The following is a 23,406-nucleotide window of genomic DNA, read 5'->3' as shown; positions in this document are numbered from 1 at the left end:
GAGCCGGGTCGTGTCCTGCAGGTTGCTGTTCGCCCCGGTGCGACACTGGAACCTGCGCACGAGGAGAACCGATGGCACTGATCGACAATGCGATCTACGTGGACGGCCGCCGGGCAGCCACCCCGAAGACGCTGGACGAGACCTACGAGGTCATGAAGGCGAACAACGGCTTCGCCTGGATCGGCATGTACCGGCCGTTGGAGCGGGAGGTGCGCTCCGTCGCGGCGGAGTTCAGCCTGCACCACCTGGCCGTCGAGGACGCACTCAAGGGCCACCAGCGCGCCAAGCTCGAGCGCTTCGACGACATCCTGTTCGTGGTGCTGCGTCCCGCCCGCTACATCGACGACGAGGAACGCGTCGAATTCGGCGAGTTGCACGTGTTCGTCGGACCGGACTTCGTCGTTACCATCCGCCACGCCGAATCCCCGAACCTGGCGAAGGTGCGCACGCGGATGGAATCGACCCCCGAGCTGCTGGCGTTCGGCCCGGAGGCGGTGCTCTACGCCATCCTCGACCAGGTCGTCGACGAGTACGGTCCCGTCGTCGCGGGCCTCGAAAACGACATCGACGAGATCGAGGACCAGCTTTTCGACGGGGACCAGGAGGTTTCCCGGCGCATCTACGCTCTCTCGCGCGAGGTGATCGAGTTCCAGCGCGCCACCCAGCCGCTCGTCGGCGTGCTCGAAGCCCTCCAGCGTGGCTTCGACAAGTACAGCGTCGACGTCGAACTGCACCACCACCTGCGGGATGTGCTCGACCACACCCTGCGCGTCGCCGAGCGAGGCGACGCGTTCCGGCAGCTCCTCGACAACGCCCTGATCGTGCACAGCACCCTCGTCACCCAGCGGCAAAATGACGAGACCCGGCGGCTCTCCGAGACCAGCCTGGCCCAGAGCGAAGAGGTCAAGAAGATCTCCAGCTGGGCGGCCATCCTGTTCGCGCCCACCCTGGTCGGCACGATCTACGGTATGAACTTCACCCATATGCCCGAGCTGAAATGGGTCTTCGGCTATCCGTTCGCGCTCGGGCTCATGGTGGCCATGGGGTTCGGTCTCTACGGGGTGTTCAAGAAGAAGGGCTGGCTCTAGGCGGGCCGGCGCCCGCTTGCCCGCCTTACGCCTGCGCCGCTCGCCAGGCGTCGACCTCTGCGCTCAGCGACGCCTTTTCGGCCGCGTCCAGGAACGACGCCTCGACCCCGTTGTGGGCGAGCAGGGCCAGCCGGTCAGGGCCGAGTCCGAACTCACGGTCGAGCGCGGCCAGGTTGTCGTCGATGTAACCGCCGAAGTAGGCCGGGTCGTCGGAATTGACGCAGGCGAGCAGCCCGCGGTCGAGCATCCGCACGATCGGGTGGTCGGCGAGCGTGTCGATGACCCGCAGGCGCACGTTCGAAAACGGGCAGACGGTCAGCGGAATCCGGTCCGTCACCAGCCGGTCCAGGAGCGCCTCGTCCTCCAGGCTGCGGATGCCGTGGTCGATCCGTTCAACGCCGAGGAGGTCCAGGGCCTGCCAGACGTAGGAGGGTGGGCCCTCCTCGCCTGCGTGCGCCACGAGGTGCAACCCGTTCGCGCGGGCCAGTTCGAAGACCTCGGTGAACAGCTCGGGCGGGTAGCCGACCTCTGCGGAGTCGATCCCGATCCCGTCTATCCGGAACTCACTCGCCAGGATCTCCTCGAGCATGGCCAGCGCCTCGGCGGCCGACCGGTCACGGAGGAAGGTCACGATCAGTTTCGTGCTGATGCCCCAGTCCGCCTCCGACGTGTCCAGGGCGTCGCGCACCCCGCCGAGGGCGGTGAGCAGCGGGATGCCCCGGCTGGTGTGGGCCTGCGGGTCGAAGAAGATCTCCGCGTGGCGCACCCCGGCCGTCCGTGCCCGTTCCAGGTAGGCGCGGGTCAGGTCGCCGTAGTCGACCCGCTCGCGCAGCACGTCGAGGTTGCGGTAGTACAGGTTCAGGAAAGACTGCAGGTCGTCGAACTCGTACTGCCCGCGCAGTTCGGGCAGGGACGCCCAGGGCAGGGTGACACGGTTGCGTGCGGCCAGGTCGAAAATGAGTTCGGGTTCGAGGGTGCCCTCGATGTGCAGGTGAAGTTCGACCAGAGGGAGTTTCATTGCCCCATTCTCGCAAGCGGATGGGCCCGATGCCGCCCACCCTCGCCCGGTGGCGCTCTCGGGCCGATTTTCCGCGGAATCCTGCGAAACCCGGGCCGCCTCACCGGGAATCGGGCGAGTCTGACTTAGGGTGTCGATGTGTGGCGTCCCGATAGAAAATTAGATGATGACGGCATCCTGTCGGAAATTCAGGATGCTTCCCCCGCCGACCCGCACAATCTTGCCTCGGCGCACGCGGTCAGCCTCGGCGACCCGGCACTCTCGGTGGGCAATGTGGCAGACCCGGTCTGGCAGCGCTGGCGTGACGAACTCGCCGAGGTCGGCGGTCGTTCGCCGCTGCTGCACTTCAGCGACGGGCCACGCACCCGGATCGAGCTCAGCGCCACCCACCCGGGTGGGCTGCCGCAGTTCATCACCGGCAAGACCACCCTGCTCTCCAATCTGATCCGCGACGAACTCGCGCTCCGAAACGCGCGACTCGCGGCCGGGGAGATCACCCAGAAGGGGATCGAACTGCGCTCGATGCGCGGCATCGAGTCGGTGCACCTCGCGATCGGCCTGGCCGAATGGCGCCACGGGGATGTCGACTACACCGCCCCCGTTCTGCTGCGCCCGCTCGCGATCCGTCGCTACGGCCGCGACTTCGAACTCAAACTCAAGGGGGCGCCGTACCTCAACCCCGAGCTGGCCCGCGCCCTGCAGGACCAGTTCCAGATCACACTGGATGCCGACGCGTTCGTCGCACTCGCGGTCACCAATGGCGCCTTCAAACCGCAACCCGTGATTGACCGGCTTCGCGGCCTCACCTCGCACCTGCCCTGGTTCAATGTGGTCCCACGCCTCGTTGCCTCATCGTTCGCCGACGTCGGGCGGGCACTGGCCGCCGACGCAGCCCGGCTCGAGCATCCGCTGCTGGACGCCGTCGCGGGCAACCAGAACGCGCGCCGCGCGATCGAGACCGCATACAACCCGGTTGTGCCGATCGGCCAGGACTCCCGCCCGCCGGCCACCGACACCCTCCTTCTCGACGCGGACTCCGAGCAGGAGAACGTCGTCGCTCAGATCGCGGCCGGCAACTCCCTCGTCGTGAAGACCCTGCCTGGCACCGGCGGCACGCAGACCATCGTGAACGCGATCGGCTCGCTCATCTCCCAGCACAAGCGCGTGCTCGTGGTCAGCGCCAGGCGGTCCAGCCTCGACGGGATCGCCCACCGCCTCGTGCAGGTGGGGCTGCCCGGCGTCGCCGTCACGCCTCGGACCCTGCGCCGCGACCTGATCATGTCGATCACCCGCAACGAGAAGGCCGCCCAGCCGATGGTCGGCGACGTGGACGACGCCCTCGTGCGCCTGCGCAAGGTACTCCTCGACTACCGCTCGGCCCTCACCCGCCGGGACAGCACCCTCGGGGTCTCGGTGCTCGACGCCCTCGGTGAGCTGGCTCGTCTCGCCCAGCTGCCCTCGCCGCCCTCGACGACCGCCCGCCTCGACCGCCGCGCCCTCGAACGCCTGGCCCAGGGTCGAGCCGCCGCCGCAGCAACGCTGATCAAGGCCGCCGCGCTCGGCGAGTTTCGATACGGGCCAGGGGATTCGCCCTGGTACGGTGCGTCATTCATCTCGACCGCGGACGCGTCAGCGGCGCATCAGCTGGCCAAACGGGTCAACCAGGTCGAGTTGCCGCGCCTGCTCGAGCGCGCGGCCGGCCTCGTCGGCCAGACGCGGTTGCGTCCGTTCGAGACGATCGCCGAGCTCGGGATCTACCTGCGGCTGCTCCTGGACATCCGGGAGACCCTCGACAAGTTCCAGCCTGCCGTCTTCGACCGGCCGCTGACCGAGCTGATCGCCGCGACCGGGTCACGTCGGGAATCCCCGGAGATGCCCTCGTCGAGCCGTCGCCGACTGCGTAAGCTCGCCGAGGAATACCTCCGCCCCGGCGTGCACGTCAGCGACATGAACGAGAGCCTGCGGCGAATCCAGCAGCAGCGCACCCTCTGGCAGCGCTATGTCGTCGCCGGGGTCACCCCCGAGGTCCCGGTCGGGATCTCGGATGTCCACGTCGCCTTCCAGCGCGTCTCCGAAGACCTGGCGAGCCTCGACATCCCGCTCGGCACCGCCGGCACCACCCGCCAGTTGTCCGCCCGGCCGATCAAGGAGCTCATCTACACGATCTCCGGGCTGGCCGCGGAGAGCGAGGTGCTCGCCAACCTGCACGAACGCACGGCGCTGCTCGCGACCCTGCGCGAACACAACCTCGACCCCCTGATGACCGACCTGTCCCAACGCCACGTTTCAGAGAAGGACGTCGCCGGCGAACTCGAACTCGCCTGGTGGCAGTCCGTGCTCGAAACCATGCTCAGCGCTGACAAGGCCCTCTTGAACGCGAACACCCAGGTGCTCGACCGTCTCGAGGCCGATTTCAAACTCGTCGACGAGGCCCACGCCTCAGCAACCGGCCAGTTGCTGGCCTGGCTGCTCGCCGAGACCTGGAAGATCGGCGTCGTCGACTGGCCTGAGGAAGCCGACAACCTCCGTCGCCTGCTCCGTGCCGACCGGGCGACACCGTCCCGGCTGCACAAGGCGGCGCCGCACCTGGGCCGGGTCCTCGCGCCGGTCTGGCTCGCCTCGCCCTACGAGGTTGCCGCCCTCGACGATGTGATGGGCTTCGACACCGTGCTGCTCGTGGATGCGGGGGCGACCACCTTCGCCGAGAACGTGGGCGCCATCCGCCGCGGCAGGCAGATCGTCGCCTTCGGCGACCCGGTGACCCAAACCCCGTCCGCGTTCGAGACCGGGATCAGCGAGTCAGGCGACGACAGGTCAGGGGAGGACACCAACGTCGACGCCCTTCACGCCGACTCCGCCCTCGCCCGCCTCGGCGAACTGCTGCCCACCCTCACGCTCACGCGCAGCTACCGGGCCGGCGGCGAGGACCTCGCCGAGCTCGTCAACCACCGGTTCTACGGCGGCCGGATCGACTCCCTGCCCTGGGCCGGCAGCTTCCTCGGCCACGGCAGCCTCACCCTCAACTATGTTGCCGGCGGGCATGGCATGCCGGACGCCGACAGCGGGGCCGTCGAGAGTGTAGATGCCGAGGTGGCCAAGGTCGTCGAACTGGTCATGGACCACGCCGTCAAGCGGCCCAGGGAATCGCTCATGGTCATCACGGCCAGCGCCCGCCACTCGGTTCGGGTCCACCAGGCAGTGCTCTCCGCGTTCTCCAAGCGAACCGACCTGTCCGACTTCATCCTGAAAGACCGCGCCGAGCCGTTCACCGTGCTCACCCTCGAGCAGGCTGTGGCCCAGAGCCGCGACCGGGTCATCTTCTCGATCGGCTATGGCCGCACCCCGCACGGGCGCCTGCTCACCAACTTCGGCTCGCTCGGTGAACCGGGCGGCGAGCGGCTACTGGCGATCGGGATGACCCGGGCGAGGCGGGCGATGGACATCGTCTCGTGCTTCCGTCCGGCCGACATCGACGAAGACCGCCAGCGCCACGGCATCCTCGCCCTGTCTCAGGTGCTCAGCGAAACCGAGTCCCGCCGAGGCGAGGCGCAGGTTCCCGACGCGAGCGAGACCATGCTCGTGGACCTGGCCCGCCGCCTCGAACGCCTCGGCCTGACCGTCTCCCTGGGCCACCGCGGGAAGCTGGCCCTGGCCGGTTCGCACTCCGGCCGTGCCGTCGTCGTCGAGACGGATGCCGTGGTCGGCCGGTCGAGCCTTCGCGAATCTCTGAGGCTTCGCCCCGAGGTGCTGCGGCGTCTGGGTTGGCACTATCTGCGTGTGCACAGCTTCGAACTGTTCAGCAATCCCGATGCGGTCGCCGCGCGGGTGGCCGCCCTGGCCGGGGTCAAGCGATCCCCGACCCAGTGAACGGGGACGTTCCGGGCCGTGCCGAGGCAGGCGCCGAGACGGGCGCGGTAGTCGACGCCGATCCCGGTGCCGGCACAGGTACCGGTGAACGGGCTGGTTCGGCCGCCGGTACGCCGCGGCAGGCCATCGTCAGGCAGCCGGGACGGTCGCGGCGCGCGAAGCTGATGCCCGCGCCGGACACCGATCCCAACCCGCACCCGCCCGTGCTCCGGGAAGAGGGCGGTGTCGCGCCGACGAGCGGGGACGCCCGGGGAGCCCGGAGCGAGAATGATGCCCGGCTCCGTCAGGACCGTCCGCCACACTGGTAGCGAAAGCCGCGGCTGACCACGCGAACAGGCGGCCGGTCGGTGTCGACAGCGCGTTCCCTAAAGGCGGCGTTTCTGGTTTTGGTCGAGCGTCGCGTCGGCGGCCAGCAGATCGCGGATCTCCGTCAGGAGGTCGAGTTCGGTGGTGGGCGCGGCGGCAGCGGTCGCGGCGGGAGCCCCGGCGGCACGGCGGCGCTCCTGCGCCTGCTTGAGGTGGTTGAGCGGCACAACGAAGACGAAGTACACCACGGATGCGACCAACAGGAAATTGATGATGGCCGCCAGGACGAGTCCGAAGGACAGTTCCGCGCCGCCAGGAAGTCCGATCACCATCGCTTTCGCGAGGCTTTTCGAACTGAAGATCGCGGCGATCATCGGGTTGAAGATGCCCGTGACGATCGCGTTGACGACCGCGGTGAACGCGGCGCCAATGACCACAGCGACCGCGAGGTCGATGACGTTGCCGCGCATGATGAATTCTTTGAAACCGTTGATCATGTTTTACTCCGCTGTGATTTCGGCGCCCGGGAGGCGGCTGGTGGGGTGAACTAGGAGGACTTCGCCGCGGGGGCGGTCGCGCTCGTGCCGCCCGAAATCTTCGCGGGGGCTGCGCTCGCCATGGCAGGGGCCGGCGACGATTTCTCGGCCGACTTCGTGTCGGATTTCTCGCCCGATTTCGTCTCGGACTTGTTATCGGTGGTCTTCGCCGAGCGCTCAAGAGAACGCTTCGCATCCGACCGGGCGTCATTGCTGTAGAAACCGGACCCGCTGAAGGTCACGCCGATCGATGAGAACACCTTGCGGAGCTTGCCGCCGCAGCTGGGGCAGTCGGTCAGCGTGTCATCGGTGAAGGCTTGCTGGATGTCGAACGCGGTGTCGCACTCGGTGCAACGGTAGGAATAGGTAGGCACTGTAACTCCGGCTGTGGGACCCGGGCCGCGAACGCGGACCGTGGTCTCCGATTATGAGAATGGTTCGAGGGTTAGAACGCGATGATTCGCGTGGGGGTGACCAGGCCGTCGACGGGCTGGTCGTGCACTTCGCGGGGCACCTCGTCGAGGTACTCGCCATCGAAGACGACGGCGTAGACCGGGGGGCACTTCTCCATCGACCCGAGGGTCTTGTCGTAGTAGCCGCGGCCCCAGCCCATCCGTAGTCCGGTGCGGTCGACGGCGGCCGCCGGCACGATGATGAGGTCGACGTCGTTGATCGCGATCGGCCCCAGCAGCTCGCCGGCCGCTTCCGGAACGCCGGCGAGGCCCTCGACCTCGGTCTCGTCCTCCCCGACAGTCCAGTCGAGCAGTCCGTCATCACGGGAGACCGGAAACAGTACCTTGATGCCCTGGGCCTCGGCCCAGTTCACAAACGGGCGGGTGTTTGGCTCGTTGCGGGCCGAGAGGTAGCAGGATATCGACCGCGCGGAGAGATCGAGAACGGTGTTCTGCAGGTTCTCCGTGAACCCGGCGGTGGCGGCATCCCGTTCCGCGGACGTCATATTCTGGCGGCGCTCCCGCAACTCGGCGCGGAGCGCCCGCTTTCGGTGAGCGATGTCGGAGTCCATACAGGTCATCCTAGATGCCGATAACGTAGGGGCCATGGGTACACCAATCACGAAGGCCGTCATTCCCGCTGCAGGACTCGGCACCCGGTTCCTGCCGGCGACCAAGGCGATGCCGAAGGAGATGCTCCCCGTCGTCGACAAACCGGCGATCCAGTACGTGGTCGAGGAGGCCGTCGCCGCGGGCCTCCACGACGTCTTGATGATCACCGGGCGCAACAAGAACGCCCTGGAGAACCACTTCGACCGGATGACCGAACTCGAGGCGATCCTGGAGAAGAAGGGCGACCAGAGCCGCCTGGAGAAGGTCAACCACGCCACGACCCTCGCTGACATGCATTACGTGCGCCAGGGTGACCCGCTGGGCCTGGGCCATGCGGTGCTCCGAGCCAAAATGCACGTCGGCGACCAGCCGTTCGCGGTGCTGCTCGGCGACGACATCATCGACGCCCGCGACCCGTTGCTGTCCAAGATGCTCACCGAACAGGGCAAGCGGAACGCGAGCATCGTGGCGCTGATGGAGGTCGACCCATCGCAGATCCACCTCTACGGTGCGGCCGCGGTCGAGCCGACCGACGACCCCGACGTGGTCCGGGTGACGGGCCTGGTCGAGAAGCCCGCCGCGGCGGATGCCCCGTCGAACCTGGCCATCATCGGCCGGTACGTGCTCCGCCCCGAGGTGTTCGCGGTGCTCGAGCACACCCAGCCGGGCAAGGGCAACGAGATCCAGCTCACCGACGCCCTGCAGGAGATGGCCGGCACCCCGGAGGCCACCGGCGGCGTCTACGGCGTCATCTTCCGCGGCCGACGGTACGATACCGGCGACCGCCTCGACTACATCAAGGCCATCGTGCAACTTGCCGTGGACCGCGACGACCTCGGCCCCGACCTCCGGCCCTGGCTGCACGACTTCGTCGCCACCCTCGGCTGAGGCGCGACCGGCCCGGCGGGGCGGCTACATTTGTGACACACCATGGGGCATGAGGAGACGGGCAGGCAGTGGCGATCGCGATTCCGACGCTTCACGAAGGTGAAGTGACGTTGCGCCCCGTGCGGCTGCGCGACGACAAGGCGCTCGAGCAGGCGCTGATGGAGAACCGCAGCTGGCTGCGAAAGTGGGAGGCCACCAGCCCGTACGCGCCGATGTCCTTCGACACGAGGTCCAGCATCCGCAGCCTGCTCTCGCACTCGCGTAGCGGGCAGGGCCTGCCGTTCCTGATCGAATACCAGGGCGAACTCGCCGGCCAGCTGAACGTGTCATCGATCACCTGGGGTTCCCTGTCGTCGGCGACCATCGGCTATTGGGTGGGAGAACGGTTTGCCGGCAAAGCAATCACGCCGATCGCCGTTGCCCTGGCCACTGACTATTGTTTCGGGCAGCTCGGCCTGCACCGGATGGAGATCTGCATTCGGCCGGAAAACGCCCCGTCGCTGCGGGTGGTCGAGAAGCTCGGCTTCCGGTACGAGGGCCTGCGACGCCGGTACATCCACATCAACGGTGACTGGCGAGACCACTACTGCTTCGCCCTCGTCGCCGAAGAGGTTCGGCAGGGAGTGCTGCGACGCTGGCGCGAGGGCGCCGTCTCCCCGGAAGCCGCCATGGTGAGTGTGCTGGACCGGGCCGCGGCGGCACATCCGTTGTCGATCAGCGACCGATGAATTCGGTCAATCTCGGTGACACACCCCCGGTAATCAGCTCCGGATGGGTGCTGCGCTCCTAGCGTAGACAGCATGAGTAGCGAGGTCCTGGGTGGGGGAGTGATGGTGGCCGTCGCCGCTGCCCTCTGGGTCACCTATCTCATGCCCACCTGGGCCAGGCGACGGCAGTATGTCAGCACCGAGAGAAACGCCGTGCGGCTGCAACAGACGCTGCGCATTCTGGCCGAGACCTCGGAGGTGCCCCAGCAGGTCCGCCTCGAAGCGAACGCCCGCACCGTGGTCACCCAGCGCAAACTGCTGGCCCAGGCCGAAGACGACGCCAGGGCGGAAGCGCGCGCCGTGGCGGGCGCCGCGACGGCCGAGCGACGTGCGGTGGCGGATGCCGTAGCCGCCGAGCGTCGCACCACCGCGGCACTGGCCGCAGCCACACGCTCGGAAAGGCGAGGACCTCCCATTTCAGCTCACCTCCTGCGCTCCCGGCGACTTCGTCGCGTTCGGGCGCTGTCAACGCTGGTCCTGCTGGTCGGTGTCGTGCTGCTGGTCAGCGGTGCCCTGTCCATCGTGGCAGGCGGCCCCTGGACACTGGCCGCGCTCGGCGCGGCCACGGCTGCCCTCGCGTTCGGTTCCCTCTCACGGCTGGCCCGCACGGCCCGGCACAGTGCTCTGCTCCGGAGCGGCCGCTCCGGCAGCGAACGCGCGGCCGCGCCGATCAGGACCGGGCAGCGGTTCGAACCCGTGCAGTTCGACGAGGTCACCGTGGCCACGCCGACCTGGACGCCCCAGGCGCTCCCGCTTCCCCTTCACCTGGCCCCTGGCACGATCGCCCAGACGGCCATGGCATCGGCGGATGCCGCAGCCGGACTCCGTAAGGCGGCCGCGGAGGCGGAGGTGGCCAGGCGTGCCGCCCAGCTCGCGATGGCTGTGACGCCGCTGAGGCGCGAAACCGGAGGGCGCCCGGGAGCGCCGGCTGCCGTGCCGAACGGCGCCCCCGCGGTCTCTGCCGCATCGAACCGGTTCGCGTCGATGGGCGTGGTCGGGGAGACCGCACCGGGGATGACCGACCTCGACGCCGTGCTGCGCCGCCGCCGCGCCGTCGGCTGACCCTCACCCGTTCGCCCGCCTGATCACTTGCCCCGCCGGGCGTTTCGCCCGCCCGATCAGTCGCCCGGCCGGGCGTTTCGTTCGCCGGTCCGTTGCCGCTCGAGTGCCCGAGGCACGCGAAGCGGACGGCACTTCCGGACCCGGGGCCGCCGGATTCGCGCCGTCCGGGCCGGTTTTGCTCAAACGGGGTCCCTGCCCGTGATATTCTGCATATGCGGTAAGGGGCTATGGCGCAGTTGGTAGCGCGTCTCGTTCGCAATGAGAAGGTCAGGAGTTCGAATCTCCTTAGCTCCACCGAGTACAGCGCGAAAGCCCCCGGGAGACCGGGGGCTTTCTTCATCTCGGGCTCTCGGGCTCGCGACACGCGGGGTTGCGCGCCGGCCGCGTGCAGATTTCTCCGCCCGGCTGGTCGGCTGGCCGAGCATCGCGATCCGGAGCGTGCAGACGCGGCGACGGACGGTGCGGGGCCCACGGCGCGCGGGCCCGGCTGGTGATCGGGAGAAGGGGAGGACGGCTGCCCCAGCCAGGCCGGAGCCTGACCGGGGTGGCCTCGTCCCGGGCCCCTGTATCCCCCACGGTCATTCGAGTATCGAATCTCACCACGGAACTAGTACGATCGTACAACATGTCTGCGTCACGGTCCACGGCCATGATGGCTACGCTTGGAGCGCACCGACCCTGGTGGAGACTGTCTGACGCATCCCCCCCCCCCCCGGGGAGAGGCTTCGAGACAGGCTGTTCGCCCCGCGCGCGCTGCTTGCGGTTGTGACGATTCTCGGGAGGTTCAGGTGGTTCCAAGCGATGCTCGCTCCGCGGAAAGCCGCGAGCGAATCCTCGCCGCTGCCGCAATCGAGTTCGCCGACCGCGGCTACGCCGGCACGTCGATTGCTCTCATCGCCGAGAAGTCGGCGACCGGGAAGGGGCTGGTCCAGTACCATTTCAAGGCGAAATCCGACATCGCGCTGGCGATTGTAGGTTCCGCATTCTCCCAGGCACCATTCGCCAATGTGCTCGGCGTCGATTCGGTTCACGGGCTCGAGGCAGTGGTCGCGTCGATCCGTAGTGTCGCGGACGCGTTCCGCGACAATGTGCGGGTGCGGGCCGCAGTCCGGCTCATGCGGGAGTATCACCTGATTCCCGCAACCCTGCCGACGCCCTACGTGGGGTGGATTGCGCGCATCGGCGCGCTGCTGCGGGAGGCCGAGGCTGCCGGAGAGATTCGCCAGGGGCTCGATTCGGAGCGGGAGGCCTGGCACCTCGTGGGTTATTTCTACGGCGTTCAAGAGATCTCCAATCGCCTCGCCGCACGCGAAGACCTCCCTGAGCGAATTGAAGAGATGTTGGCCCGCGCCCTCGTGACGCTGGGGGCCACCACGCCGGAACGGTATCTCTGAGGCCTCGAGCTGAGCGTGGCGCGGTCGAGTCAGACTTGAGGCCCGGGGAGCCCCGGTTTCTGTAGGAGCCGGGTGATCCGGTTGGCCTCGTCGAGCAGCAGTTGGCCGAGCGCGCGCTGCCTCTCAGGCCGGAACCGCGGCTCGATCCCGGTGAGGGAGAGCGCCCAGGCCGGCCGGTTGGCACGGTCGAAGATCGCGGCGCCCATGCCCCAACTGCCCTCGAAGATGAGTCCGGGGTTCACCGAATACCCGGTCACCCTGGTCCGGGCGAGGTTGGCCCGGATGGCCCCGGGCGAATGTTGCTCGCCCCACCGGGCGACGAAGGCCTCGTCCTGCACGAGGACTTGCTCGGCCTCCGCCTCGGGGAGGAAGGCCAGGATGGCAATCCCGGCCGACGCGACGCCGAGGGGGAACCGTACGCCCTCGTGCAGCACGAAGGAGCGGATCGGGAAGCTACCCTCTTCCCGCAGGAGGCAGACGGTCTCAGCGCCGCGCCGGATGGAGAGGAAGGCGCTCTCCCCGGTTTCCTCGGCCAGGTGTTGGAGGCTGGGCCGGGCCACTTCCTCGATCGGAAAGCGCTGGGCGGCGACAGCCCCCATCACGAAGATCTCCGGCCCGTAGTGCCAGGTGTGGGTGGCGGGGTCGTGGTCGAGGATGCCTTCTGCCGCCAGCGAACTGAGCAGGCGGTGCACGGTGGGTCTGGTCAGGCCTGAGTCACGGACGATCTCGGCGAGAGGAGTGCCGGCGGGGTGGCGTCCTACCAGTCTGAGGAGGAGAGCCAACCGGCCCACCACCTGCGCGCCCCGTACTGGAATTCCCTGGTTCTCGGTCACAATTTCTCCAATGTGTCCATAATGTGGATACGACAAAGCCTACTGTTCACGGGGTGGATGGTTGCTAAATGATTCAATTGAGATGAATTGACAGGGTCCCATTTCGCCGCCTAGCATGGCCGTCAGACGACGTGTCCACAAAGTGGATACGCAGAATTGCTCGATGAGGAGAATTCCATGTCCAAGGTTTTGGGAAGCGCCGCCGCCGCTCTCGATGATGTGTTGCGTGACGGGATGGTGCTGGCCGTCGGCGGATTCGGACTCAGCGGGATCCCGGCCGACCTGATCGACGCGGTCCGGGCATCCGGGGTGACCGGTCTGACCATCGTCTCCAACAACATGGGCGTCGACGGTATCGGTCTCGGCCGCCTGCTCGAGACCGGCCAGGTGCGGAAGGTGATCGCCTCCTACGTGGGCGAGAACAAGCTCTTCGCCGAGCAGCTGCTCGCCGGGCAGCTCGAGGTGGAGTTCAGCCCCCAGGGGACGCTCGCGGAGCGCCTGCGAGCGGGCGGTGCCGGCATCCCGGCGTTCTATACGAAGACCGGGGTCGGTACCCTGATCGCCGAGGGCAAGCCTCTCGCCGAATTCGATGGCGTCACCTACTTGCAGGAACGCGCGATCGTCGCGGACGTCGCGCTCGTGCACGCGCATCTCGCCGACACCGAGGGTAACCTCGTCTACCGCTACACGGCCCGCAACTTCAACCCGATCGTGGCTACGGCCGGCCGTATCACCGTCGCCGAGGCCGAGCACATCGTGGAGCCGGGTGACATCGACCCGAACCACGTCGTGACCCCCGGTGTCTATGTGCAGCGCCTGGTGAAGGCGATCGCGCGCACGAAGGATATCGAGCAGCGCACCGTGCGGCCCCGGCCCGTCGCCTTACCGGCCTGACCGGCCCACATCTCGGACCCATCGGGATCCCCGTCCCACCGGAATCCTGTCCCACCTCGACCAAGGAGCACACGAGCATGACCTGGACCAGAGACGAGATGGCCGCGATCGCGGCCGAAGAATTGAGCGACGGCGACTACGTCAACCTGGGCATCGGCATCCCGACCCTCGTGGCCAACAACCTGCCGTCCGGCATTCGCGTCACGCTGCAGAGCGAGAATGGCCTCCTGGGCATGGGGCCCTTCCCCTATGACGGGGACGAGGACGCCGACCTGATCAACGCCGGCAAGCAGACCGTGACCGTGCTGCCTGGGGCATCGATCTTCGACTCCGCAACCTCATTCGGCATGATCCGCGGCGGGCACGTGAAGGTCGCCATCCTCGGCGCCATGCAGGTCTCCGGCACCGGCGACCTCGCGAACTGGACCATCCCCGGGAAGATGGTCAAAGGCATGGGAGGGGCGATGGACCTGGTCGCGGGGACACCTCGGGTCGTCGTGCTGACCGAACACGTGGCCAGGGACGGCTCCCCGAAGATTGTCGAGAACTGCACTCTGCCTCTGACCGGGGTCGGCGTGGTGGACCGGATCATCTCCGACCTGGCCGTGTTCGACGTCACCGAGGTCGGCCTCGTGCTGCGCCGCCTGGCGCCCGGCGTGTCCGTCGAAGAGATCCGCAACAAGACCGAGTCGGCGTTCAGCGTCGCATTATTGGAAGTGGTGGGCGAATGAGTCTCAAGGAACAATTCGGCACGGACGTGCTCCTCACCGGCTGGGGCCACAGCCGGTTCGGCAAGCTCACCGACGACACCCTCGAATCGCTGATCGTGCGAGTGGCCGCTGAGGCGATCGGGAATTCCGGCGTCGATGCCGCCCAGATCGATGAGATCTACCTGGGCCAGTTCAATTCAGGACTGGTTCCGCTTGGATTCCCGTCGTCTCTGGCGCTGCAGACCGACCCGGCGCTCGCCAACGTGCCGGCCACCCGGGTCGAGAACGCCTGCGCGTCCGGCTCGGCCGCGTTCCAGCAGGGCGTGAAGGCGATCCTCGCCGGAACCGCACGCACCGTCCTGGTGATCGGCGCGGAGAAAATGACGGATGCGTCGCCGGAGCTGGTCGGTGCGGCCCTCCTCGGCGCGGACTACGACCTGGCCGGGCAACCGTCCACCTCGGGCTTCGCCGGGCTCTTCGCCGTCGTGGCCGGCGCCTACGAGGACCGGTACGGCGCCATCGGCGATGTGCTCGGCTCGATCGCCGCGAAGAATCACCGGAACGGGGTCGACAACCCGTTCGCCCAGTTGCGGCGGGACCTCGGCGAGGATTTCTGCCGCACCGTCTCGGACAAGAACCCGATCGTGGCCGGAATGCTCCGCCGCACCGACTGCTCCCCGGTCTCCGACGGGGCCGCGGCGCTCGTGCTCTCGACGGATACGGCCCGCTCCGCCGGCGCCGCCACCGACCCGGTGCGCCTGGCCGGGTTCGGCCACGCCAACGACTTCCTGCCGGCCGCGCGCCGCGACCCGACGGAGTTCGCGGCCACCCGGGTCTCCTTCGAACGTGCCCTGCGGATGGCGGGGGTCGGGCTCGACGACCTCGACTTTGCGGAGGTGCACGACTGCTTCACCATCGCCGAGTTGATCATGTACGAGGTGATGGGGCTGACCGCCCCCGGTGAGGGGCGCCGGGCGGTCGAGGAGGGCTGGGTCTACCGAGACGGCAAGCTACCGGTCAACGTCTCCGGCGGGCTCAAGGCCAAGGGCCACCCGGTCGGAGCGACCGGCGTCTCCCAGCATGTGGTCTCCGCCATGCAGCTCACCGGCACGGCCGGCGACATGCAGTTGCCGGCACCGCGCCGCGCGGTCGTGCAGAACATGGGCGGCGTCGGCGTCGCGAACTACGTCAGCGTGCTCGAGGCGCTCTGAGAGCAGCCCCTGACGGCGGTTTTTCCGGAGTTCCCGGCGGTCAGCCGATGAACGTGCCCATGGTCAGCACGATAGTGCCGCCGACGTCGGCGGTGGACAGCTCGACCCTCACCGATCCGAGGTCGGCAAGCGACGACGCATGCGTGCCACCACACGGAATCCGTACGGTGCGCCCGGGCAGCTCGAGTACCCAGTACCGGCGGTCGGTGAGGCGGTCGCCGTCTCGGTCGATGCGCACGGCCGCGCCCGAGGCCACCCAGTCGGCCAGGCTTGCGTTGACCTGGTCCTCCACCTCGGCGAGGCCGTCGGTGACGCCGTCGGTCATGAAGCCCTTCCGACGCAGGGACTTGCCGAGCCGGTAGGTGTCGGTCGATGTGTTCTCGCCGATCAGGGACACATCGATGGCTACGCCATCGAAGTCGGGGTTGCCGAGGCCGTCGGGCCGGGTGTCCTTCTTCCACCGGTCAGCGAGAGCGCGGTTCAGCGCGAGCGAGGCCAGGTGGCATCCGGTGTGTCCCGCGGAGGTCCGGGCGCGGTGACCGGGATCGACGGTCACTTCCGCCCGGTCGCCTTCGGCGATGACGGCCGCGCCGGCCAGGACGTGCACGACGACGAACGCCCAGCCCTCCGTGCCCTTGCCGACCGGGATCTCCCGGCCGAGGTGCAGCGTGCGCCCATCCGTCGCCCCGACGATGCAGTCCAGTACGGACAGTTCGGCTCCGGCAACGCGGAACACAGCACGGTCGGCACCCTGGTCGGGCCAGCCGGCGTCGACAGGGTGCACGCAGGTGCGTTCAAGGAGCACTGCGAGGCGACCGTCGGGCAGGTGCTCGGAGTGCAGGACGGTGGCGGAGTTCACGGTCTCACCGGAGGGGTACCCGACCAGGGTGTCCTCGAGGGGCAAGGTCACGAGCGGATCCTTTCGAACGGGCCGCTCACGGCCGGCGCGGACGCAGCGGAGCGGAAACCAAGAAGAGTGCCGTCGCGCATACACGTGGCGGCACCCTCGGTAATGATGATGGAGGCGCTAGGCCTTGCGAGCCTTTTCAGCCGTTTCGTTGGACTTGGCGTGCTTGTCGGCGCGCTTTTCCTTCAAGGACTTTCCCGCGACCTTCTTGGTTGCGTCTTTTTTGGGCGATTTGTCAGCCATGTGTACTCCTTCGATCCGAGCCCCAGCGGCACCGTGCCTTTGACCCTACGCGGGTTCGCAGGAATCGGCATCTTCCGGTTTCGCCCTGTGCAACAGTGCGTCTCCGTCGTAGTCTGTCTGCAGCGAGCCGAAGAACCGTGGCAGAGCGATTTTGACCGGCACAACCTGACCGACACAGATTGGGAGATCATGAACGAGAAGACCACCTACCGAGCAATCTTCTACGGCGCCAACCCGATCGCGGCCGGCACAGAGCGGGATCTGGAATACGTCGACGGCGGCTACCAGCAGACCGTTACGCTCGAGGTGACAGAGGGCGATGCCATCCTCCGCCGCGTATTCAAGATCGGGCATGTGACCGAGGAACCGATCTCCTACCGCTACGTCGAAGATCTGCATGACACCGCGGGCGAAGCGGACGTGCCCAACTAGGGCGTGTCGGCAGGAGAGCGTCGGCGGTCGGCAATCCCGGACGAGGCCCGGACTGCTAGATCCGCTTGCCCGGGCTGCGGCTGAGCCGCACCGGCAGGGCCATCAGTGGGCCGACGAACCGACGCTGCAGGCGCCTGGCCGGGCCCCAGACGAACTGAACGACGTATTGGGAGAGGATGGCCCCGGCCGCGAGGGCGACCGCCACCGCGCCCGCCGTCAGCAGGCTGAGCAGACCGTTGATGTCGCCGTCGGAGAGTTGCAGCAGTCCGCGGAACAGGATCAGGCCAGGCACGAGCGGCACGAGCGAGGTGACGACGATGACCAGTGGGGGAGTGCGCACAATTCGGGCAGCGACTGCCGCGGCCAGGCCGACGCCGATCGCGCTTGCGCCAGAGGACCAGACCAGCCCGAACCCGGCGGAGGCCGCCGCCAGGTAGAGGAACTCGGCGACGGCGCCGAGCATGCAGACCACCCAGAACGCGCGCCAGGGTACCTGCACGGCCAGACCGAAACCGATCACGATGACCACGGCTGCCAGCAGCAGCGCCGGCAGGTTGGCCAGGGTCGGTGTCAGGTTGGCGTCCACCCGCAGCTGGAGGCCGAACCGGGCGAGCAGTAAAGACGCACCGGCGACGCCGGTGACCAGCCCGCCGGTGATCAACAGCGCCTCCATCAGCCGCGCCGTGCCGGTCAGGTAGAACCCGGAGAGGGTGTCGTGTACCGCACCGAAGGTGGTCACCCCGGCGAGGAGCATGATGATGGTCGCGATGACGACGAGGGAAGGGTTGGCCGTCGGATCGATCAGCGCCACGATCGCGGCCACGATCGGACCGATCGCCCCGCCGACGACGTTCTGGTAGAACAGGGGGGCCTGGCGCCGGTCGAGGGCGGTCGTGATCATGTCGATGAAGAAGGTGGCGACGAACGCCGCCGCGAGCACGATCGGCCCGCCGCCGATGAGCACGGCGGCCCCGGCCCCGACGAGGCTCCAGCCCAGGCGACGGTAGAGCGCCGGGACCTGGGGCTTTGAGCTCACGATGGTGGCCAGCGCCTTGCGGGCGTCCGAGACATCCATCGGCTGGTCGAGCAGGTCCACGATCAACTCGGAGGTGGCGGTCAGCTTGCCGTAGTTGAGCGAACGGTATTTCACGTTGCGGCTGCGGGTGATCGACTCGTGCGTGGCAGGGTCTTCGTGGGTGAGCGTGATGATCGTGTGGGTGATGTTGGCCTCGGTGCCCTTCAGCCCGTAGGCCCGGGTGATGGCCTCCATCGCGGCCGTCGCGTCCTCGGCGCCGGCGCCGGCGGCGAAGATGACCTCGGCCAGGCGCATCGTGAGGTCGAGCACCGAGCGAGTGTAGGCGGCGTTGTCGAAGACGCCGATGCTGGTCGTCGGATCAGACATCGAGCGGTCCCAGCCAGGCTGCCGCGACCGTGGCGTGTGCGGATGCGGCGTCGGACGGGTGGAACAGGCCGGCGAGCACGTCTCGGTAGAGCCGTCCGAGCTCGTTGCCTGCGTGATAGCTGCTTCCCCCGGTCACGCGAATTGCCTGGTCCACGGCGAGCCTCGCGGTCTCGGTCGCACGGTGCTTGAGCCCGGAGAGTAGGGCGAACCACTGGGGACCATGGTCGACGAGGGTGTCGACATCGGCGGCGAGGGCGTCGATCTGCGGGTAGATGCCGTCCATCAGAATGGCGGCCTCCGCGACGCGCCAGCGGATGTCCGGGTCTTGGGCGAGGCTGCGGCCCTCGTGCCGCAGGGAGGTGCGTCGTTCGGCTGCGTCGACGGCGAGCTCCACGGCGCGGCGGCCGATCCCGGTGTATACGGCGGCGAGGAGGATCTCGAAGTTGGCGAAGATCGCGAAGATCAGGGGATCGCGGCTGGGCCCGGGGTCGAGCCTTCGGAACACCCGGTCGGCCCGGGCGCGGGCGCCCTCGAGCACGGTGGTCTGGCTCTGGCTGGCGCGCATGCCGAGGGTGTCCCAGTCGTCCGTGCAGCTGATGCCGGGGTCGCTGCGGTCGAGGAACGTCCAGACGATCTTCGGCGCGTCCGGAGAGGTCGTGTCCAGCCCCATGGTGCCGAGCCTGGTCCAGGCGGGAGAGAGGGTGGTGAAGATCTTGGTGCCGGTGAGCCGATAGCCGCCGTCGGGCAGCGGGCGGGCATCCGTGTTCGAACCGGTCAGGACCAGGTCGTTGCCCGGCTCGCTCACGCCGAAACCGAAGATCTCGCCGGTGCCGGCCTCGTGCAGGAGGAAGGAAAGCGACGTGTCGCCGCGGTCCTGCAGGGTGCGGGCGACACCGGTCCAGACCAGGTGCATGTTGACCGCGAGGGCCGTTGCCGGGGCGTGGGCGGCGAGGCGCACCTGGTCGCGGGCGACGTCGCAGAGGCTCCGGCCGAGGCCGCCGAACTGGACCGGCACGAGGGCGCGGAGGTAACCGCAGGCGGCGAGATCGGAGAGGTCCGCCGCCGGGAAGGTATTGGCCTGGTCGTGGCCGGGGGCACGCGAGCGGATCCGTTCGAGCAGGTCGTCGCCGAGTGGGGAGAGGCTGTCGGACGTCGTCACAGACTCCAGCCTAGGCAGCCTTGCGCTTCCTCGTCGACAGCCAGACGATCAGCAGCACGATTGCCGTGACCGCGCCGAGCGAGAGCAGCCAGGGCAGAACGAACCCGATTCCGATCAGCGCGCCGCCCAGGGCCGCGACGAGAGCGTTCCAACCGGCGACGATTCCGGTCCAGAAGCTGTCGGGGGAGCCGGGAGCGACCGTGCCAGTGGAGTAGAGGTCGAGTCTGATCGTTGAGAAATCAACCTGATCGGAAAGATAATTGCGCTGGGACTGGAGCCCTTCGAGCTCGCTCTGCCTGGCGGACAGCGCGCTTTCGATGGCGATCAGGTCGGTGGTGTTGCCTGCCTGCCGCATCAGGGTGAGCAGACGGTCGACCGAAGTTTTCAACGACGTGATCCGGGCGTCGAGGTCGGTGGTCTGCTGGGTGATATCCGATGCGTTGAGTGAAACGAAATTAACGGTGCCGAGTTTCTTCAGCTCGGCGATGGTGCGATCTAGTTCGTTGGAGGGAATGCGCAGGGTCAGGTTGGCGCTCGCCGGCTGGTTCGGGGTGGCGGGGTTCTCGGTGCGGCTGTCGATTCGTCCGCCTGCTTGCTCGGTGATCGTGACGGCATCCTGGGCGGACCGGATCGGGTCAGCGACGGTGATCGACACCGAACCGGTCGTGATCACGTCGCGGTTGGAGGACTTGACCTCTCCCGTGGTGCCGTCTTTGACGGCAGAGTCGGGAGCGCCAGGCTGGGGGGCGCCGACGACGCCGCCGGACGAGTCGGAACCCGTGGTGCCGCCGGGATTGGACCCCGACGTCGACGAACCCTGCGCGGAGCAACCGGCCAGAAGCAGAACGGCGACGGCCAATGCGGCAATGGGTATTCGCTTCATGGCCTCACCTTAGGGTCAGGGCGGATGTCACTGTCTGGATGCTCTCTGGGAGTCGAATCACAATCGCGTCTCGGTCGCCTGAACGGAACCGGCCCGGGCGGGGATACTGGAACCATGACCTGGTGGACGGTTCTGATCGAACGGCTCCGTCGGCGACGCCCACCCCTCCTGCATATCGCCACGGACGAGGGCACCGGGCCGGTCGTGATCCTGGTCCACGGGATTGCGTCGTCGTCGGTGACCTTCCGAGAGGTCGTGCCCCTGCTCGTGCCTGGGCACCGGGTGATCGCGGTGGACATCCTCGGCTTCGGCGAGTCGCCGGCTCCCGAGGGCTGCGAATACCGACTTGAAGACCATGTCGATTCGCTCGACGCCACGATCCGGTCCCTGAAACTGCGGGAACCGATCATTCTGGTCGGTCACTCGCTCGGCAGTCTGATCGTGGCCAGGTTCGCGTCACTGCCGCGCACCTGGATGTCCAGGCGCAACGAGGTCTCCCGGGTGGTGCTGGTCGGGCCGCCGGTCTATCTCTCTCCCTCCGACATCGGCGACCGCTGGGTGCGGGCGAGAGTGAGCGCCTACCTGCGCGCCTACGATTTCCTGCGCCTGAACAAGGACTTCACGATCAGCAACGCGGCCATCATCTCCCGGCTTCTGCCCAAGGGGATCTTCGAGATATCCGAGCGCAACTGGACCCCGTTCGTGAAGTCCCTCGAGCACTGCATCGAGTCCCAGACGGTGGTAAGCGACATTGCCAGCCTCACGGTACCGGTCGACGTGGTCTACGGCACCCTTGACGCGTTCATCGCGCTGGGCAGCATGACGGTGATCGAACGGATGCGCCACGTCACCATGCATCGGGTCGATGCCAACGACCACCTGATCCGACCGCGCCTGGCGAGGGCGCTCGTGGGAGTCATCGACGCGCACACCACGGCGGAGACCTCGGCATCGACGGCCGCAGTGCCGGCCGGGGAAGCGAGCGGGGAGCAGGCCGTGGACCGCTGACCTTGCGATCGGCCAGCGGTGGTTAGGCTGGAAGCATGGACACTCGCACACTGGGCAAGACCGGCCGCACCGTTTCCGTGATCGGCCTCGGCACCTGGCAGCTCGGAGCGGACTGGGGCGACGTGACGGAGGCTGAGGCGACGACCGTGCTCGCGGCATCCGTCGACGCCGGAGTCACCTTCTTCGACACCGCCGACGTCTATGGTGATGGCCGCAGCGAGCAGATCATTGGCCGTTTCCTCGCGGGCAACCCGGCCGGCGACGGCATCACCGTGGCAACGAAGATGGGCCGCCGGGTTGACCAGCTCGCCGAGAACTACGTGCTCGCGAACTTCCGGGCCTGGACCGAACGGTCGCGCACCAACCTCGGCATGGATACCCTGCACCTCGTGCAGCTGCACTGCCCGCCCAGCGCAGTCGTCGAGTCGGATGAGGTCTACGACGCGCTCGACACTCTGGTGGCCGAAGGCGCGATCGCCAGCTACGGCGTCAGCGTGGAGACTTGCGACCAGGCCCTCACCGCGATCACGCGGCCGGGCCTTGCCACCGTGCAGATCATCCTCAACGCGTTCCGGCTCAAGCCGCTCGAAGAAGTGCTGCCGTCCGCACGCGCCGCCGGCGTCGGCATCATTGCCCGGGTTCCGCTCGCGAGCGGACTGCTGACCGGCAAGTACACGCGCGACACGTCATTCGCGGCGAACGACCACCGCAACTACAACCGTGACGGCAGCGCCTTCGACGTGGGGGAGACCTTCTCCGGAGTCGACTACGAGACCGGGCTCAAGGCCGCGGCGGAATTCGCGGCCATCGTGCCGGACGGCCTCACCCCTGCCCAAGCGGCACTGGCCTGGGCCGCTCAGATCGACGGCGTGAGCTCGGTCATCCCCGGCGCCCGGTCGGTGGGCCAGACCGAGGGCAACGCCGCGGCCGGCTCCCTCCCGCAGCTCAGTCTCGAGTTCAATGAAGGCGTGCAGGACATCTACGACCGGATGCTGCGCGGCCAGATCCACCCGCGCTGGTAGCCGCCCACAGCGCCCAGGCTCACCCGCGGCGGTCGAGCTCGCCGAAACCTGGCTCACCCGCGGCGGTCGAGCTCGCCGAAACCTGGCTCACCCGCGGCGGTCGAGCTCGCCGAAACCTGGCTCACCCGCGGCGGTCGAGCCGCCCAGCCGGTCACGTCGAGTTTTCGGCCCACCGCGGTGGTTGAGCCAGTGGAGACCTGGCTCAGTCGGGTGGTTGCTGACTCGCCCCGCGCTTTACGGCTGGCTTGTTCTGGCGGAGCTTGAGGTGGGTCTTGCTGGGGAGTGGGATGAGGGTTTGTTCCGGGTCGAGTGTCGTGGGTGGTTTGAGGCGGTAGGTGTTGGCGTTGCGGAGGATTTCCCAGTGTGTGTTGTGGAGGAGTAGGTGGTGGGGGTGGCAGAGGCAGATTCCGTCGGCGAGGTCGGTGAGTCCGTGTTCGAGTAGCCATTTTTTGAGGTGGTGGGCTTTGGTCCAGGATGGTGGTCGGTCGCAGTCGGTCGCAGTCGGTCGCAGTCGGTCGCAGTCGGTCGCAGTCGGTCGCAGTCGGGCCAGAGGCAGCCGCCGTCACGTGCGCCCATGGTGGTGCGTTGTTTTTCGGTGAAGAGTCGTTGTTCTCGTCCGACGTCGAGTGCTTGTCCGGTGTCGTTGGAGAGGATCCCGCGCGCGGTGTCGCGGAGTTGTCGTTCGATGGTGGCGAGGGAGATCGGGGCGGGA

General features: G+C 67.9%; 22 protein-coding genes and 1 tRNA gene. 13 read left to right on the top strand and 10 right to left on the bottom strand.

Features of this window, described 5'->3' with window-relative positions:
* Window positions 1-71: 71 nt before the first annotated feature.
* Window positions 72-1,088, top strand: coding sequence for a magnesium and cobalt transport protein CorA (locus E3O19_RS13160; RefSeq protein WP_134568300.1), 1,017 nt, complete (start codon window positions 72-74; stop codon window positions 1,086-1,088).
* Window positions 1,089-1,113: 25 nt separating this feature from the next.
* Here E3O19_RS13160 and E3O19_RS13155 read toward each other — a convergent pair whose 3' ends face one another.
* The gene (locus tag E3O19_RS13155) at window positions 1,114-2,106 is read right to left on the bottom strand and encodes an adenosine deaminase (protein WP_134568298.1); all 993 of its coding nucleotides are present in this window, start codon (window positions 2,104-2,106) and stop codon (window positions 1,114-1,116) included.
* A gap of 138 nt (window positions 2,107-2,244) precedes the next feature.
* On the opposite strand from E3O19_RS13155, the gene E3O19_RS13150 reads away from it, so the two are divergent.
* Complete coding sequence (locus E3O19_RS13150) at window positions 2,245-5,973, top strand: AAA family ATPase (protein WP_420898617.1); 3,729 nt, start codon at window positions 2,245-2,247, stop codon at window positions 5,971-5,973.
* Window positions 5,974-6,338: 365 nt separating this feature from the next.
* On the opposite strand, the gene mscL is transcribed toward E3O19_RS13150, so the two are convergent.
* The 3 genes from mscL to E3O19_RS13135 form a co-directional block, all read right to left on the bottom strand.
* Window positions 6,339-6,776, bottom strand: coding sequence for a large conductance mechanosensitive channel protein MscL (gene mscL, locus E3O19_RS13145; RefSeq protein ID WP_134568296.1), 438 nt, complete (start codon window positions 6,774-6,776; stop codon window positions 6,339-6,341).
* 50 nt (window positions 6,777-6,826) lie between these two features.
* Window positions 6,827-7,189: an FmdB family zinc ribbon protein gene (locus tag E3O19_RS13140; RefSeq protein WP_134568294.1), complete on the bottom strand. Its 363-nt coding sequence runs from the start codon at window positions 7,187-7,189 to the stop codon at window positions 6,827-6,829.
* A 71-nt stretch (window positions 7,190-7,260) separates the two neighbouring features.
* Window positions 7,261-7,839, bottom strand: coding sequence for a 5-formyltetrahydrofolate cyclo-ligase (locus E3O19_RS13135; protein ID WP_134568292.1), 579 nt, complete (start codon window positions 7,837-7,839; stop codon window positions 7,261-7,263).
* Between the two features lie 34 nt (window positions 7,840-7,873).
* Here E3O19_RS13135 and galU point away from each other — a divergent pair, with 34 nt between their 5' ends.
* From galU to E3O19_RS13110, 5 genes are all read left to right on the top strand, one after another.
* Window positions 7,874-8,767, top strand: coding sequence for a UTP--glucose-1-phosphate uridylyltransferase GalU (gene galU, locus E3O19_RS13130; RefSeq protein ID WP_134568290.1), 894 nt, complete (start codon window positions 7,874-7,876; stop codon window positions 8,765-8,767).
* A gap of 68 nt (window positions 8,768-8,835) precedes the next feature.
* The gene (locus tag E3O19_RS13125) at window positions 8,836-9,495 is read left to right on the top strand and encodes a GNAT family N-acetyltransferase (RefSeq protein WP_134568288.1); all 660 of its coding nucleotides are present in this window, start codon (window positions 8,836-8,838) and stop codon (window positions 9,493-9,495) included.
* 72 nt (window positions 9,496-9,567) lie between these two features.
* Window positions 9,568-10,596, top strand: coding sequence for a hypothetical protein (locus tag E3O19_RS13120; RefSeq protein ID WP_134568286.1), 1,029 nt, complete (start codon window positions 9,568-9,570; stop codon window positions 10,594-10,596).
* A 221-nt stretch (window positions 10,597-10,817) separates the two neighbouring features.
* Window positions 10,818-10,890 (top strand) — tRNA-Ala (locus E3O19_RS13115).
* 494 nt (window positions 10,891-11,384) lie between these two features.
* Window positions 11,385-11,990 (top strand): TetR/AcrR family transcriptional regulator, encoded by a 606-nt coding sequence (locus E3O19_RS13110; RefSeq protein ID WP_194087921.1) that lies wholly within the window; start codon window positions 11,385-11,387, stop codon window positions 11,988-11,990.
* A gap of 29 nt (window positions 11,991-12,019) precedes the next feature.
* On the opposite strand, the gene E3O19_RS13105 is transcribed toward E3O19_RS13110, so the two are convergent.
* Complete coding sequence (locus tag E3O19_RS13105) at window positions 12,020-12,823, bottom strand: IclR family transcriptional regulator (RefSeq protein WP_241981366.1); 804 nt, start codon at window positions 12,821-12,823, stop codon at window positions 12,020-12,022.
* A 177-nt stretch (window positions 12,824-13,000) separates the two neighbouring features.
* Here E3O19_RS13105 and E3O19_RS13100 point away from each other — a divergent pair, with 177 nt between their 5' ends.
* The 3 genes from E3O19_RS13100 to E3O19_RS13090 all read left to right on the top strand — a co-directional run bounded on the left by E3O19_RS13100 (window position 13,001) and on the right by E3O19_RS13090 (window position 15,638).
* Window positions 13,001-13,717, top strand: coding sequence for a CoA transferase subunit A (locus tag E3O19_RS13100; protein WP_134568282.1), 717 nt, complete (start codon window positions 13,001-13,003; stop codon window positions 13,715-13,717).
* A 77-nt stretch (window positions 13,718-13,794) separates the two neighbouring features.
* The gene (locus E3O19_RS13095; RefSeq protein ID WP_134568280.1) at window positions 13,795-14,448 is read left to right on the top strand and encodes a CoA transferase subunit B; all 654 of its coding nucleotides are present in this window, start codon (window positions 13,795-13,797) and stop codon (window positions 14,446-14,448) included.
* On the top strand, window positions 14,445-15,638 hold the full coding sequence (locus E3O19_RS13090; protein ID WP_134568279.1) for an acetyl-CoA acetyltransferase: 1,194 nt from the start codon (window positions 14,445-14,447) through the stop codon (window positions 15,636-15,638). Before E3O19_RS13095 ends, E3O19_RS13090 begins: the two co-directional genes overlap by 4 nt.
* 40 nt (window positions 15,639-15,678) lie before the next feature.
* Here the strand turns inward: E3O19_RS13090 and E3O19_RS13085 are convergent, their stop codons facing one another.
* Window positions 15,679-16,548 carry an alanyl-tRNA editing protein gene (locus E3O19_RS13085; RefSeq protein ID WP_134568277.1) on the bottom strand — a complete coding sequence of 290 codons (870 nt, stop codon included), beginning with the start codon at window positions 16,546-16,548 and terminating at the stop codon, window positions 15,679-15,681.
* Between the two features lie 117 nt (window positions 16,549-16,665).
* Window positions 16,666-16,788: a hypothetical protein gene (locus tag E3O19_RS18620; protein ID WP_255453709.1), complete on the bottom strand. Its 123-nt coding sequence runs from the start codon at window positions 16,786-16,788 to the stop codon at window positions 16,666-16,668.
* A gap of 189 nt (window positions 16,789-16,977) precedes the next feature.
* On the opposite strand from E3O19_RS18620, the gene E3O19_RS13080 reads away from it, so the two are divergent.
* Window positions 16,978-17,220 carry a hypothetical protein gene (locus tag E3O19_RS13080; RefSeq protein WP_134568275.1) on the top strand — a complete coding sequence of 81 codons (243 nt, stop codon included), beginning with the start codon at window positions 16,978-16,980 and terminating at the stop codon, window positions 17,218-17,220.
* Window positions 17,221-17,275: 55 nt separating this feature from the next.
* Here E3O19_RS13080 and E3O19_RS13075 read toward each other — a convergent pair whose 3' ends face one another.
* The 3 genes from E3O19_RS13075 to E3O19_RS13065 are packed head-to-tail and all read right to left on the bottom strand — an operon-like array spanning window position 17,276 to window position 20,664.
* Window positions 17,276-18,622: a threonine/serine exporter family protein gene (locus tag E3O19_RS13075; protein ID WP_134568273.1), complete on the bottom strand. Its 1,347-nt coding sequence runs from the start codon at window positions 18,620-18,622 to the stop codon at window positions 17,276-17,278.
* On the bottom strand, window positions 18,615-19,781 hold the full coding sequence (locus E3O19_RS13070; protein WP_174776940.1) for an acyl-CoA dehydrogenase family protein: 1,167 nt from the start codon (window positions 19,779-19,781) through the stop codon (window positions 18,615-18,617). The genes E3O19_RS13075 and E3O19_RS13070 overlap by 8 nt, the downstream gene beginning before the upstream one ends.
* 10 nt (window positions 19,782-19,791) lie before the next feature.
* Complete coding sequence (locus E3O19_RS13065; RefSeq protein WP_134568269.1) at window positions 19,792-20,664, bottom strand: DUF4349 domain-containing protein; 873 nt, start codon at window positions 20,662-20,664, stop codon at window positions 19,792-19,794.
* 114 nt (window positions 20,665-20,778) lie between these two features.
* Between E3O19_RS13065 and E3O19_RS13060 the strand changes: the two genes are divergently transcribed.
* Window positions 20,779-21,672 carry an alpha/beta fold hydrolase gene (locus E3O19_RS13060; protein ID WP_134568267.1) on the top strand — a complete coding sequence of 298 codons (894 nt, stop codon included), beginning with the start codon at window positions 20,779-20,781 and terminating at the stop codon, window positions 21,670-21,672.
* Between the two features lie 35 nt (window positions 21,673-21,707).
* Window positions 21,708-22,694, top strand: a complete 987-nt coding sequence (locus tag E3O19_RS13055) for an aldo/keto reductase (RefSeq protein ID WP_134568265.1) — start codon at window positions 21,708-21,710, stop codon at window positions 22,692-22,694.
* The last annotated feature ends 712 nt before the right edge of the window (window positions 22,695-23,406 follow it).

It is taken from the genome of Cryobacterium algoritolerans, assembly GCF_004402785.1.
GTDB lineage: Bacteria > Actinomycetota > Actinomycetes > Actinomycetales > Microbacteriaceae > Cryobacterium > Cryobacterium algoritolerans.
Note: the sequence above shows the minus strand (reverse complement) of the source record. Positions and strands in the feature narration are given on the sequence as shown.